Origin of the sequence: Arsenicibacter rosenii, assembly GCF_001870735.1 — a bacterium.
Taxonomy (GTDB): domain Bacteria; phylum Bacteroidota; class Bacteroidia; order Cytophagales; family Spirosomataceae; genus Arsenicibacter; species Arsenicibacter rosenii.
Genome location: NZ_MORL01000016.1, coordinates 58,135 through 70,942, shown reverse-complemented (window position 1 = coordinate 70,942; position 12,808 = coordinate 58,135). Strand labels below are relative to the sequence as shown.

At 51.8% G+C, this 12,808-nt stretch carries 14 protein-coding genes; 9 read left to right on the top strand and 5 right to left on the bottom strand.

Features of this window, described 5'->3' with window-relative positions:
- The first annotated feature begins 19 nt into the window (after positions 1-19).
- From BLX24_RS21955 to BLX24_RS21930, 6 genes are all read left to right on the top strand, one after another.
- Positions 20-397, top strand: coding sequence for a hypothetical protein (locus tag BLX24_RS21955; protein ID WP_071505356.1), 378 nt, complete (start codon positions 20-22; stop codon positions 395-397).
- Positions 398-586: 189 nt separating this feature from the next.
- Positions 587-1,426: a class I SAM-dependent methyltransferase gene (locus BLX24_RS21950; RefSeq protein ID WP_071505355.1), complete on the top strand. Its 840-nt coding sequence runs from the start codon at positions 587-589 to the stop codon at positions 1,424-1,426.
- Between the two features lie 32 nt (positions 1,427-1,458).
- Positions 1,459-2,061, top strand: coding sequence for an FHA domain-containing protein (locus tag BLX24_RS21945; protein ID WP_229201867.1), 603 nt, complete (start codon positions 1,459-1,461; stop codon positions 2,059-2,061).
- 15 nt (positions 2,062-2,076) lie between these two features.
- The gene (locus BLX24_RS21940) at positions 2,077-2,892 is read left to right on the top strand and encodes a PP2C family protein-serine/threonine phosphatase (RefSeq protein WP_143092752.1); all 816 of its coding nucleotides are present in this window, start codon (positions 2,077-2,079) and stop codon (positions 2,890-2,892) included.
- Between the two features lie 145 nt (positions 2,893-3,037).
- Positions 3,038-4,834 carry a serine/threonine-protein kinase gene (locus BLX24_RS21935; protein WP_071505353.1) on the top strand — a complete coding sequence of 599 codons (1,797 nt, stop codon included), beginning with the start codon at positions 3,038-3,040 and terminating at the stop codon, positions 4,832-4,834.
- A 44-nt stretch (positions 4,835-4,878) separates the two neighbouring features.
- Entirely contained in the window at positions 4,879-5,922 is a 1,044-nt protein-coding gene (locus BLX24_RS21930; RefSeq protein ID WP_071505352.1) for a tetratricopeptide repeat protein, read from the top strand.
- On the opposite strand, the gene BLX24_RS21925 is transcribed toward BLX24_RS21930, so the two are convergent.
- On the bottom strand, positions 5,919-6,335 hold the full coding sequence (locus tag BLX24_RS21925) for a hypothetical protein (protein ID WP_071505351.1): 417 nt from the start codon (positions 6,333-6,335) through the stop codon (positions 5,919-5,921). The two genes, BLX24_RS21930 and BLX24_RS21925, sit on opposite strands and share 4 nt — an antisense overlap.
- Before the next feature lie 256 nt (positions 6,336-6,591).
- Here BLX24_RS21925 and BLX24_RS21920 point away from each other — a divergent pair, with 256 nt between their 5' ends.
- Entirely contained in the window at positions 6,592-8,271 is a 1,680-nt protein-coding gene (locus tag BLX24_RS21920) for a LamG-like jellyroll fold domain-containing protein (protein WP_177225892.1), read from the top strand.
- Positions 8,272-8,374: 103 nt separating this feature from the next.
- Here the strand turns inward: BLX24_RS21920 and BLX24_RS21915 are convergent, their stop codons facing one another.
- From BLX24_RS21915 to BLX24_RS21900, 4 genes are all read right to left on the bottom strand, one after another.
- Positions 8,375-9,175 carry an anti-sigma factor gene (locus BLX24_RS21915; protein ID WP_071505350.1) on the bottom strand — a complete coding sequence of 267 codons (801 nt, stop codon included), beginning with the start codon at positions 9,173-9,175 and terminating at the stop codon, positions 8,375-8,377.
- Positions 9,172-9,351 (bottom strand): hypothetical protein, encoded by a 180-nt coding sequence (locus BLX24_RS21910; RefSeq protein ID WP_071505349.1) that lies wholly within the window; start codon positions 9,349-9,351, stop codon positions 9,172-9,174. The genes BLX24_RS21915 and BLX24_RS21910 overlap by 4 nt, the downstream gene beginning before the upstream one ends.
- Before the next feature lie 209 nt (positions 9,352-9,560).
- Entirely contained in the window at positions 9,561-10,082 is a 522-nt protein-coding gene (locus tag BLX24_RS21905) for a hypothetical protein (protein ID WP_071505348.1), read from the bottom strand.
- Positions 10,072-10,551, bottom strand: coding sequence for a hypothetical protein (locus BLX24_RS21900; protein ID WP_071505347.1), 480 nt, complete (start codon positions 10,549-10,551; stop codon positions 10,072-10,074). Before BLX24_RS21900 ends, BLX24_RS21905 begins: the two co-directional genes overlap by 11 nt.
- A gap of 313 nt (positions 10,552-10,864) precedes the next feature.
- On the opposite strand from BLX24_RS21900, the gene BLX24_RS21895 reads away from it, so the two are divergent.
- Together BLX24_RS21895 and BLX24_RS21890 are read left to right on the top strand one after the other, a co-directional pair.
- On the top strand, positions 10,865-11,539 hold the full coding sequence (locus BLX24_RS21895; protein ID WP_229201866.1) for an RNA polymerase sigma-70 factor: 675 nt from the start codon (positions 10,865-10,867) through the stop codon (positions 11,537-11,539).
- Between the two features lie 150 nt (positions 11,540-11,689).
- On the top strand, positions 11,690-12,700 hold the full coding sequence (locus tag BLX24_RS21890; protein ID WP_071505345.1) for a FecR domain-containing protein: 1,011 nt from the start codon (positions 11,690-11,692) through the stop codon (positions 12,698-12,700).
- The last annotated feature ends 108 nt before the right edge of the window (positions 12,701-12,808 follow it).

Below are 12,808 nucleotides of genomic sequence, written 5' to 3'. Positions count from 1 at the left end.
TTTCGACGGGAGCAGCTTTTTGGGTATCTGGAGCGAACTGATCAGCAAAGGCAACGACCGGCTTCAGGCGATGGCGGTATTACCCAACGGGAATTACCTTATCAGCGGTACAACGCAACCTGATTCAACCTCCACAATTTATGGCTACACCCGGGTTTTTGCCAAACAGACCTTACAGACAACAATCTATACGGTTAAGGAAGGAAGCTGGACGGATCCGGCTGTGTGGTCAACAGGTCAGTTGCCGTCTTCGGCAGATCCGGTTGTTTTACAACATGCCATAACGATTCCTGCCGGTACAACGGGTAATCTGGCTAAGCTGACGTATACCCTCGACGGACGCGTGATTTTCGGCGATACGTCGGCCCGGATAAGGGTAGGCTTTACTGCGAAATAGCTAATAGCGTTTCATTTATATATAGACCCTGCTCCGGTCAGGAGATTATCAAACGGCTTATAAGTTTCAGGCTTATGCATATATACTACCTGAATATATATGTAATATTGAAAAAAAAATATATGTACATCTTAACTTGTATTTGGATGACATAGCACAATTTTCACAAATTATTGCATACATATTACCATGAAAACATTGCCAACACTAACTTATGCCGAACCGCGATACGTTTCGGATCTGTCCGACTGTGTTTTTTACCATACTGTCGACTTGCCGGGCTTCGGAACTGTTGACGGTGAATGGGACCTGCGCCGGACTGCGGGCAACTACCTGGGTCATGTACCGCTGGCTGGCAAACACGTGCTCGAAATGGGGGCAGCCAACGGGTTTCTGACCTGGTACATGGAGTCGCAGGGCGCCCGGGTGACTTGCTATGACTTATCGCCAGACTTTGACTGGGATGTGGTACCGTTTGCTTGTATTGATACCGATGGCTTGGCCCAGGAAAGGAAAGAACACATCCGGAAGCAAAACAATGCATTCTGGCTTACCCACCGTTTACTTTCACTTAATGCCAAGGTTATTCATGGAACAGTTTACGGGATACCGGCCGGGGTGAATGAAGTGGATATTACAACTTTCGGCAGTATTCTGCTGCACACCCGCGACCCGCTGCTGGCTATTCAGCAGGCGGCCCGCGTGACCCGTGAGAAGATTATTATTACCGAGATTCTGGATAACCGCCGTCAAAGCATACTGCATACGTTTACCAGTGGATGGGCCGGCCGTCTGCTCAGCCGCATCCGGCAAAAAGTGTCTGGGCCCAGCATGATTTTACGGCCGAACCGGCAGGCACAGGGGCCGCTGGAAACGTGGTGGCACATCAGCCCTGAACTGCTGATTCAGTACCTGAACGTACTCGGTTTCGGCGATGTGAAAATGACCTACCACGAGCAAACCTACCGTTCCAACAATAACAAGCAGTTAATGTACACCCTGGTAGCGACACGGACTGAAAAAATGTAACTTTATTTTTCTGTTTGTTAGATTACCAGAATATGACACCGTACAAAAATACGTTAATGAAGTGCCGGCATTGTGGCCGGAGTCTGATGGTTAAACCCGCCGATCAGGCCAGAGGCGAAATTGTTTGTTCACACATCGGATGCGGGCAGGTTAATGTGCTGACGACCTCGTTTTATTACGATGAAAACAAGGCAAAGAACCTTCCCGGATTTGGCCGGCTTGTGTATACCGGTAATCCGGCGGTTTCGTATCCGATCCGGTACGGCCTAAACAGCCTGGGCACTTCAGAAACCTGTACGGTACGGATGGAGCGCTATTTACATGATAACCGTTGCTTCATCAGCCGGCGGCATTGCACACTGACGGTTGTATTTGATAAATGGAGCGGGCAGTTTCGCTATCAGTTGCAGGACGGTGCGGTTGAACCAGGTGCGGCGGCCGTAAAGCCAAGCCTGAACGGCACCTTTCTGGAACAGATCCGGTTGCTGCCAACCGATGTTGTGGACGTGCCGGATGGCGGCCTGATTACGCTGGGAGGGATTGACACCTTCCGGCTGGAGCATGTCCGTGTCAGTCCTGCCGTGCTGGAAACGTATAAAATTCCCATTGCGTTTGATCCCGACCAGACGCAGTAAACACCAATGTTAACTATGGAAACACACTTACCTTTATCCTTTACTGAAACCGGCCAGCGGCCAACGAATCAGGATGCACTTTATCCGGCAGCAGGCATTGCCAATCACCAGACGCGGGTGTTTGTGGTATGTGATGGCATGGGAGGAGCCGATAAGGGGGAGGTGGCCAGCCGATTACTTTGTGAGGCCTTTGCACGGTACGAGGCTGTTGTTTGTCCCGCCGTTTTTACGCGTGACCACCTCCGGGAAGTCGTTGAACAAGCATTGAGTCAGTATGGCCGGTTTATGCGGTCGAACCCGCTGATTAACCGCATCGGATCAACTGTTGCGTTTTTACACCTGCATGAACAGGGCGCGACCGTAGCCCATATCGGCGATAGCCGTGTATTCCAGGTGCGCAACGGCAAGGTTATTTTTCAGACCCGCGACCACAAACAGGTCAACGATATGGTTGATGCGGGGATTATCACGGCCGATCAGGCGTTGCGTCATCCGTGGCGGAACCGGTTGAGCCGTTCGGTGAGCCTGAGCAGTACCGACCTGACCGGCGGGCCTATCAGCGTTCCTGAGCCGGAGGTGGTTCACCTGAATGATGTCTGCGAAGACGATTACTTTGTGCTTTGTTCCGACGGGATGCTCGAACAGGTTGACGAACCGACGCTGGAAACCATCCTGAGCGCCCCCGTTTCTGACGAAGACAAACTCCGTATATTGCTGCAACGTTGTGAAAATCAGGTAAAAGATAATTATTCCGGGTATGTGGTCCATATCAAATCGGTTGGGAAACCCAAACCGGTCGCCACGGCCAGCCGGTTATTTGCATGGTTTTAAAAAACGACAGCAATAAACGCTGCATCTGGCGGCGTAACAAGGTGGTCTGGCGGGTAGTACGTTATCCATTTTTTGCGGGAAGTTTCCGGATAAAGAGCCTTTAGCCTATCTTTGAATCAAGAAATGTTGATTTAACGTGCCCGCCATGAACCAACACTTTACGTCTTTTCAGGAATTCCGGAAACGATACCCAATGCGGCCCAACGATGAGGGGATGCTGTTGGGAAGCGGGTCATATGGAAAAGTGATTAAGGTAGAAGATCAGGTTGAGACGGAATGGGTCGCTATTAAAATCAGTGAGTTTAAAGGCAACGACCCCAAATCACTGAAAGCCGAATTCGAACTGGCACAACGCGTGCCCCGGCAAGCCAATATCGCCCGTTACGACGCCTGCTACCGGCTCGAGACCGATACCGGAATCAGCGATTTTGCCCTCATGAAGTATTACCCCGATGGCAATCTCGCGGACCTGCTCAAACACCGGAAACTCTCTCCCGATGATATTTTTGACCTCACGCGGGGCATTTTGCTCGGCTTGCCGCACCTGCACCAGCACCGGATTGTCCATCGTGACTTTAAACCGGCGAACATCCTCATTTCCCGCGACAAACAAAACCGGTTCGTGCCTAAAATCGCCGATTTCGGGCTCAGTAAGCTAGTCAGCGACGACGAGATCGATAGCTCCGATTTTGATCTGAGCGACGGCCGCGGGACACCTTCCTGTAAGGCACCGGAGCAGATCGAAGGTAGCCGCGTAAGTTTTAACCTTGATTTGTGGGCCTTTGGTGTCATTCTCTACGAAATGCTGACGGGTGAAAAGCCCTTTGCGTCAGATGCACGCCAGGGCAGCGAGCAGCTTATTAAGCGGGAGATCGAAAAGAAAATTGTTAAGGTTACCTTGCCCAAAGACCTGGATCGTTTGCCGGAACCCTGCCGGACCATGGTGAAGCGGTGTCTGGTAAAAGATATCCGCAAACGGGCCCGCAAAGAAGAGGAACTCCTCGGGCTGCTTAACCGGCACCTGGTCGACGGATTGCTGCAAAAGGCGGAAAAGGCCATAGGGCAGCAGGATTTTGCCCGGGCGCAGTTGTGGTATGAAGAAGCCCTGTCGCACGAGCCCGGACATACCGGCGCGTTGCAAGGCATTCGCCGCTGTCAGGAGGAAATGCGGCCGAAGCCGGTTATGATTGCTGAAGATGCTACCGACTTGCGGCACGACGCCAGCGCCTTTACCGATGTGTACCAACCTCGCCCTGCTGTAATACCTTCTCTGACCGATAGCCCGTTGACGGATGTGTATGGCGGAAACAGCACGCCGCGTCCTGCGGCCAAACCGCGCTGGATCTGGGCCGCTCCTGTGGCGGCGGTGTTGCTTGGTGGGATAGTTGTCTGGAAAAGAACCGGTACGACCGACCAACCGGCCGGTGCGGCCATCGCTAAAACGGTAGATCGTACAACTGCTGCCCTGTCCGGCCCAACCCAGTCGGCTCCGGTTACCCAACCGGCAGTTAAATCACTGAAATCAGCAGAGACAGCCATCACGAAAGCCGCGCTACTAACTAAAACAACGGTTGGACCAGCCTTGCCGACACCCGTCGGCCCAACCGCAGAGGAACAGGCGGCGGCTGTAGCCAGGGCCCGCCGTGAGCAGGCACAGCAGGACTACGAAAAACTGATTTCGGAAGGAGAAAGCGCCATCAAAAACGGCAACAACAAAAGTGCGGCCATGACGGCCTTTGCCCGGGCCCGTCAGCTGGCAGAAGCGGAAGGGCTGATCACCGGCGCGGCTTCGGAGCTGTATAGCACGTACTTAACAAAGGCCGACCTGATTTTTCAGCGGGAAGAATACGAGGGCGCAAAATCGTGGTATCTGGTCGCGCAGACGCTGATGAACACGGCAGATGTGCGGGCCAAAATTAAGGAATGCGACCGTAATTTATAATTGTTAACCACCATAACTACAGACTGCTACAACAACAAGCAAGTATGAAACAACTGTACATCATGGCTGTGCTCCTCTTTATCGGGAGTGCGCTACCCGTTTTTGCCGCTACTCCCTCCGGAACGGTTCCGCACACGGTCCCCCGCCCGACGCTGGATGATGAGTATGACAAGTACAAAAAGAAAGCCGATGATCTGCTGAAACAAGGACGGTACCTGGAAGCCAGGCGGCAGTATCAGAACTGTCTGGAAGTACCCGGCTTTGAGAAAGATCCCTATGCCACCGCCCGGATTGCCGACATCGACCGTTGTCTGTATCTGCGTGATCAGGCCGTAAAGGCCATCAGCGCCCGACGGGGAGCAGAGGCCGTGGGTTTCTGGCAACAGGTCCTGACCATCAATCCGGGAGATATGATTACCAAAAGCAACCTGACCGATTACTGGACAGACCAGGGAAACATAGCCTATGCTTGGAAGAAATACGGCGAGGCTAAAAAGGCCTATACAGAAGCGCTGTCGTATGCCGTCAAGAAAGACATTCTGCAGATTCAGATTCAGAACAGCGACAATTACCTGAAAGAAGCACAGGCCGTACAGGCCGCGAAGGAGGCAGCAAAGCCGGTCGCTCAGACACCGGTAACGTCAGTTACCACCGCCGCGGTGCCCCCCTCGCCGGTGCCGTCTGTACCGGTTCGCAAACCGGCGCCCGTAAGCGTATCACTGGCCCGTACGGGAGTTATTGCCGCTATCGGCGTGGTCGGATTGGGGGCAAACATATATGCCTACACGCTCAAAAGCGAGTTTAACAATAAGTTGGGCGAATTAAAAAGCATCAATGCTTCGGTTGATCCTGACAATGACGGGACAATCCTGACACAGGCCGAAAAGGATCAGTGGGATAAAGCGTATAACGCTGCCGAAAAAGCCCGCAGCAAAAACAGTCTCTACAAAGCCTGTATCGGGGTAGCCTCTGCGGCTGTATTAGCCGAGGTATATTTCCTGATCAGAAAACCGAAAACCAACCGTAAGAGTCTTAGCTGGCAACCAGCCCCAACCGGGGTCGGGGTAGCGGCCCGCTACACGTTTTAGGGCGTACGGGCCGGTGTGATAAAATTCATGACATTGCCGTAGAACGGTTCGTTTTCTTTCAGCGGCGTGATGGCATAGGCCCGATAATAGTAGATTGTCGAAGGGGCGAGGTCTTTCAGTGCGAAGGTATTGAGCGACCGGAATTCAGCCGGTTTGTCAGTACGGACAACATTATCGGCCAGCGTCGGATTGGAATTGTTCAGCGAAAAGCTGATGCCGATTTCCTTTAAGGTAAGCTGACTGATATTGTTGATCTGCATCTGTGCCTGTGCGGAGGTGGATGCCGGAGAAGCGGGTAAGCTCAGGGTATGTATGTCCGGAACAATCTCTGCCGTCGTAAACGTCCGGATGATGCCGTAAAGGGGTACATTCGGATTGGTCACACTGATGGCAAAAGCGCTGAATGTTACCAAACCTCTGCAAGGGTGTTTCGGTAACATTCAGCGCCTTTGCCTGTACCGACACCGACGAATACCCCAGCGTAAGGGTTTCAACCTGAGGAGCCTGGTAGAGTTTTTTGCCGGGAATATTGACCGATCACTCCGAACATCCTGCCCCGAGTATACTCATCAGACAAAAGAGGACCAATCGGGCGTTTTTATGTTGCTTTTTCTTGACCATAAGTATAGTAACCGTGTGAATTCTCATAAATCAAACGCTAAAAGTAACGTGAAAAACCACGTCAAAAAAGTAAAAACCGATCTTGCCCACCGCATAATCGGTTACACCGCACTGCTCGTTCTGACGCTGAGCGTCGTGAGCTGTGCTACCTGGGAAGAACTCCCCGCCCAAAAGCAACTTCGCCAATGCAATCCGCTGTCTGCCAGTCTGGACGTTAAGGCCGACCGGCTGGTAACGACTATTTCGCTGCGGCAACCATCGGGCACCATCGATGAAATTCTCTGGGAATTTGGCGATGGTGACACGAAGCGGAACACGGAAACCATCATTCAGCACACCTACAAAAATGCCGGTAAATATGTTGTCAAAGCGACATTAAGCAACGGTTGTAAACAGTCGTTGCCGCTGAGTCTGAGTATCGAAGTCAGCGATGCCGTAGTACCTGCCGTGACAACATTAGACCCTGCGGCTATCGCTGTGTCATCAGCGACGCTCCGCATGATGCTGACCGACAATGGAAACGCAACCGTTACACGTTATGGCATCTGTTACTCGAGTACCAACAGCCTGCCAACCGTCGATGATCAGGTTATTCAGCTGACAGGAACTCCGTCGCTGAACGAAATCAAGTCTTTTGTTGTCAGTCAGTTAACCGCCAATACGGTGTATTACCTGCGGGCCTTTGCTGAAAACAAGGCCGGTAAGGGCTACGGCAACGTCAAGTCGATAACGACAGGCTCGCAGGCGGTCGTATCGGTGAGTGGCACACCCACCGTGGATGACAAAACGGCCAGGCTGTTTCTGCGTGTCGACAATCCCGGTTCACCGGCAGCGACACAGTTCGGTATCGTTTATTCATCGGCCAACACCAGCCCCGAGGTAACCAATTCGCCGTTCGTTGAAGTCACTAACCCGATTGTGGGCAGCAATGTGCCGGTGGTGCTGAACAACCTGACACCAAATACACCCTATACTTACCGCACCTATGCCCGTACGGCGCAGGGCGTGGTCTACGGAACACCGCCGCGCTCGTTTACCACGCAGGCCGAGGCTGTTTCCAATACAGGACTAGTCTTGTACCTGCCGTTTACAAACCGATCGACGGCCGATGCCAGCGGAACCGGCAATAACGCCCAAATGGTCGGTAAACCCACGTTTATCACCGATCGCAAAGGCAATCCGGACGGGGCCATCCTGCTGAATGGCCTTACCGACTATCTCACGATCGCGGATCATGCTTCCCTGCGGCCGGAAGCGATTTCAGTCAGCATGTGGGTCCGCCCGACAGTAGTCGGAACGGCCATGCAGCTCTTCAACAAGTCCCGTTTTGCCGACAGCAATTCGGAACAGTATGCCGCCCAGCTGAAACCCTCGGAAAACGGCGGGTCACAGCAAAAAGTCGTTGTCGCTTTTAAGCAAAACGGTGGCTGCCAGGTATCGAGAGGCTGGCAGGAGGTCGTGTTATACGGCCTGATTCAGGCAAATCAGTGGTATCACCTGACTTTTACCCTGGGCGGCAATGTCGCTAAACTCTACATCGGTGGTCAGCTTTTTGCTACTAATAACACCCTGCCGGGCAATGGTTACGACAACTGTTTGGGCGGTGAACTGCGTTTCGGTGCCCAGATTAAGGACTACGAATATTTCTTCAATGGCGCGATGGATGATATCCGCATCTATCAGCGCGTATTGACCGATACGGAGATTAAAACACTGACGAATCAGTAGCTGGCTGGCTGACCAGTTTTGTCATTCCGGGGTCACGAGGAATCTCATTGGCCAATACTATTGATAGCCTGAAGATCCCTCGTGATTCCGGAATGACAAAAAACTAAAACTTCGCCAGTACCTTTTCCGCCAGCCTACGATACGGATGGCTCGCTGATCCGGCAATGCGCTGTAAGGCTTCCCGTGCGTTGACCGTTTCGCCGTTTTTCAGGTAGGCCAGTGCCAGAAACCATTCCGATTTCTGGTGTAATGTTCTGGTGGGCGTTTTCAGGGCCGACGTCAGGTACGGAATCGCTTTGGACGGTTCTTTTTTGGCCAGATAGCTCAGGCCCAGCATATAATTCCGGTAATGGATCGTCTGCTGATCGGCAGGGAGCGTTTTCAGCTCGCGGATCACCGCGTCGTAATTCCCGGTCTGGTATTGGTGGTAGATCGCCCGGAACTGTGCCTGCTGACGCGGCCGCATATCGGTGCTGAAGCTTTGGCTCAGATCGCCGGACCGGTCAGGTTGGTAGGCTTCGTTGAACGCCAGACTGGTGGTACGTTCCGTTTGCTGCGACCGGTCTAGCCAGATCCCCAGGCTTACGGCCAGCAACACCGAAGCGGCTGCCAGCCAATACATCCGGTTGCTTGTCCGGGGCAGTGGCTGCGGCATCGGCCGGATGATTGTTTCCGGTGTGCTTTCGCGGGCCTGCGATACCTGCCAGCGTTCACGGGCCTGTTGCAGCTTGCGTTCCAGCCCAATGGCCCGGAAACTGTCCCTGACCTGCTGCTGCAGGGCAACGGCCTCGGCCAGGGCCGGATCCTGTGCCATGTCCTGCTCAAAAGTAGCCTGATCGGTGGGGGAGAGTTCCCGGTTCAGATAGGCTTCAATCAATTCATATTGTGCTTCGGTCAGTTTCATAGCCCTTTTCGGGTGGCGAGTTCGGCGTCCATGCCGGTTCCGTTATGCTGGATCACCCAATGCCGGAACCGGTGGGCCAGTTCGGCATAGAGGTAGTCAAACGCACGGTCATGGCGTTGTAGCAGGGCTTCGTATAAATCCCGGTCGTCGTGAAAACGGGGGAAAACATTCGGCATACAGCGGCTGTCTGGTAAAAATAAGCAACGGGCATTTACGTACCCGGCATGATGGGTAAACGCATTCTGTCACGTTGATTTACTGCCTTAATCTGTCGAAGTGCCAAAAGGTAAGTCAGAATTTTTAAAAAAATGGTGTGTACATCCATTGTCCCGTCAGGGACATAACAGCGGAGCGTCGGTAGCTGTCGGTAGCCACGGGTTATGAGCTATCGGATGGATGCATTCAGGTTCAAATGCCCTTTAACATGCTTTTTTTCTTTATTCCTGAGTGAAGCATTTGTCATAATCGCATGCTCCTGCTGTTTCATAGAAAGACGAAACCAGTCACGGGCAGAAATAAACTGATTAGAATGAAACTCTAACCGGATAAAAATATCTTCAGAAGGTTCCCGGCGTCCGGACAGGAGTTGGCTAAGCTTAGTTTGGTGAATATCAAGCTCAGATGCTATGTCGACCTTTTTTTTATGTTGAATATCAATGTACGACCTGAGGAAGTATGAAAAGTCTTTGTTGGGATCAAACGTGTCTTGCTTGATATAGTCTTCGATATGTATTTTCAATTGCAGCATCCGGCCATAGAGTATATCCTGCTCAGATTGTTCTGTGAATCTCTTCTGACGAATAGCGGCTAATTCCTGATCTGCCCGGCGTTTCTGTTCAGGAGTCATTCGGGCCGGTATCATAAAACCATCTGCTAGTTCTTCAGGAGTAAGTTCGTCAAGGTTCATGATCAATATACGTTTCTATAAGCTGATAAAGAGGGCGTCCATCAAGGTACAATTGTTGCCCACCACTCAGCATACCATACTTTTCCTGATAATGTTTTACTAAACGTGTTTTGGGTTTTAGTGATATTCCTGCCAGATGGGCATATTCCTTCACTGCCAGCCGGCATGCCCAGCCAATCAGACAACCGGCAACCCGATCATATTGCTTGTCTGATCCAGTGTTATCCCGTCGGCTGGCAATAAGATTAATTTCAATACGGTATTCAAGCGGGTAATACGTGAGCGACATGACACCGAGAATCTCTCTGCTTTCTGTCGTTCTTAATTTCCACAGTTCGGTTTCCAGAAAGTCTTTCCATACAAAATAGAAATCTTTTTTTGTCAGCTTTTTCAGGTCACTAATGGCCACAGGCTCTATGATAGCCTCGACAGGTACAGGTGGATCTGAACCCTTATTGAGCAAATACATCCCCACATAATTTAATTACGAATTTACAAAAAACGTAAATTTTTTACAATGTTGTAAATGAATTCACGTTTCACAGACTTGTCTCGTCAGGGACATAACAGCGGAGCGGTGGAAGCCGCCGGATGTTGAGCCACAATCGGGCTGCCGGTATGAAACCGGTATTGATGCAGGCTGCTGCAAAATGATTTTTCTGACAACATATGCCCTTCCAATGCCTGGGGGGCATATGCTTAACTATTTGGAGAAATAATAAAAAATTTCTGGGGGATTTGCGCCCTGACCTTGTCTTTAGTATGTCATACCCCTGAAGCGTATGTTATCGAAGCTCAACCCTGATCAGCCCTCAGAAAAATGGTCTACCCGTATTGTGCCCATGCATCCTGCCGACGAATTGGCCCAGGCCGACGACGATGGTGAGTTTTTTATCCGGCAGGCCTTCAGCCATAATCCGAGACAGGCGTGTGAATTATTATTCCGGCAATATTACGGGCCGTTGTGCAGCCATGCGGTTCGGTTTGTGCAAAACCGGGAGGTTGCCGAAGACCTCGTGAGTGATGTGTTTTATGCGTTCTGGGTTAAGGAAATTTACCTCAACGTGACGACTTCCTTCCGGGCTTACTTGTTCTACGCGGTCCGCAACCGCGCGTATAACTACATCCGCTGGGAACTAAACCGGCAGGAACCGATGCCCGATGATCTGGATCGCCCCGAAGCCGAAGCAGCTCAGCCCGACCGGCTCATGCAGCAGGATGAATTACAGGTAGCCCTCGACGAGGCTATGCGTCAGCTGACCCCTCAGCAGCAGCGTATCTTTCTGATGAGTCGCTTTGAAGGCAAGAAATACAAGGAAATTGCTGCCGAACTTAACCTCGCCCCTAAAACGGTTGAAAATCACTTGCTGCGGGCGATTGCCACGCTCAGAACAATTCTGACACAGAAAAATGTCCTGTTTCTTGCCCTGCTCGCCAACTGGATCGGGGAAAATTAATGAACAATGTAAAATGAACAATGGGGAAGAGTAATGAACAATGTAAAATGATAATCTGATTTGAGGCTCCATGAGTATGATGTGATGTCGTAAGTCGCTTTATGCCAAATCATTATACATTATTCATTGTCCATTATACATCAAGCTGACATGGTGACAAAAGAATTAATGCAGGCCTATTTTGCCGGTCAGGTCACACCGCTTCAACGGAAAATGATTGCTGACTGGCTGAAGCAGCAGCCCGCCAACCGCGAGCTGTATTTTCGATGGCTGGAAGAATGGGAACGACGCGTGCCCCAGTATGCGCCTGACATTGATCAGGCTCTCGGCCGATTTCGCCAGCGCATTGACCAGCCGCAGACTGCGGTAATCGATCCGTACGAGTACGAAGAACGACAACAACTGGTGCGGATTGGCCGCCGGACGTGGCTGTGGGCCGCTGCGGCGAGCCTGGTGCTGGGTGTGTTGGCCTATACTGGCCAGGATCTTGTCTGGTATAAGGTCTACGCAACGGATTTCGGGCAGACCCGCTTGCTGAAACTGCCTGACAGTTCGGTCGTTACGCTGAACGGACATTCAATGCTGTATATCCCGCGGTTTGGCTTCGGTGAGTCGACGCGCCGTGTCCGGCTGGAGGGAGAAGCCGTGTTTGATGTCCGCCACACCGTTACGCACCAGCGGTTTCTGGTCGAAACGCCGGATGGGGTCGAAGTGGAAGTGCTGGGCACTGAGTTTTCGGTTATGGCCCGCCCGCATGCGACAAAAGTGGCGCTGAACCGTGGTAAAGTGCAGCTAAGTTATCCGACTCTCAATGCGCAGCGGCAGCAGCTGATGATGAAACCCGGCGATTGGGTAACACTCTCGCAGCAGGGAGAATTGACGCAGGGCCGTAATACCCATCACGAGACCTTCGCGGCCTGGCGTTCGCACCAGTTTGTATTCGACAATACGCCCCTGCGCGAAATTGTCAATATGGTTAAGGAAACGTATGGCCTGACCGTTCGGCTGGCCGATACAACCCTGGCCGACCGTACACTGAGCGGTACCTACAAGGCCCGCACCTCAAATGACCTGATCCGGGCCATTGCCGAAGTGCTTGAGTTACAGGTGACCCGTTCCGGCAAAACCCTGACACTCTCTGCTATACCACCCAGACTGTAACCTCTTATACTACTTCCATTTCAGAAGAATGCCTTGAAAACGTGCTGAAAAAGAGATTTTCAGCATATCGTAAGTCGTCCTTCGTAAATCGTAATTAGTAGTTCAACC

Coding starts and splice junctions, on each gene's coding strand:
- BLX24_RS21950 (WP_071505355.1), top strand. CDS start 587: ATGAAAACATTGCCAACACTAACTTATGCCGAACCGCGATACGTTTCG.
- BLX24_RS21890 (WP_071505345.1), top strand. CDS start 11,690: ATGGTGACAAAAGAATTAATGCAGGCCTATTTTGCCGGTCAGGTCACA.
- BLX24_RS21945 (WP_229201867.1), top strand. CDS start 1,459: ATGACACCGTACAAAAATACGTTAATGAAGTGCCGGCATTGTGGCCGG.
- BLX24_RS21940 (WP_143092752.1), top strand. CDS start 2,077: ATGGAAACACACTTACCTTTATCCTTTACTGAAACCGGCCAGCGGCCA.
- BLX24_RS21915 (WP_071505350.1), bottom strand. CDS start 9,175: ATGAAACTGACCGAAGCACAATATGAATTGATTGAAGCCTATCTGAAC.
- BLX24_RS21935 (WP_071505353.1), top strand. CDS start 3,038: ATGAACCAACACTTTACGTCTTTTCAGGAATTCCGGAAACGATACCCA.
- BLX24_RS21905 (WP_071505348.1), bottom strand. CDS start 10,082: ATGAACCTTGACGAACTTACTCCTGAAGAACTAGCAGATGGTTTTATG.
- BLX24_RS21930 (WP_071505352.1), top strand. CDS start 4,879: ATGAAACAACTGTACATCATGGCTGTGCTCCTCTTTATCGGGAGTGCG.
- BLX24_RS21910 (WP_071505349.1), bottom strand. CDS start 9,351: ATGCCGAATGTTTTCCCCCGTTTTCACGACGACCGGGATTTATACGAA.
- BLX24_RS21900 (WP_071505347.1), bottom strand. CDS start 10,551: ATGTATTTGCTCAATAAGGGTTCAGATCCACCTGTACCTGTCGAGGCT.
- BLX24_RS21895 (WP_229201866.1), top strand. CDS start 10,865: ATGTTATCGAAGCTCAACCCTGATCAGCCCTCAGAAAAATGGTCTACC.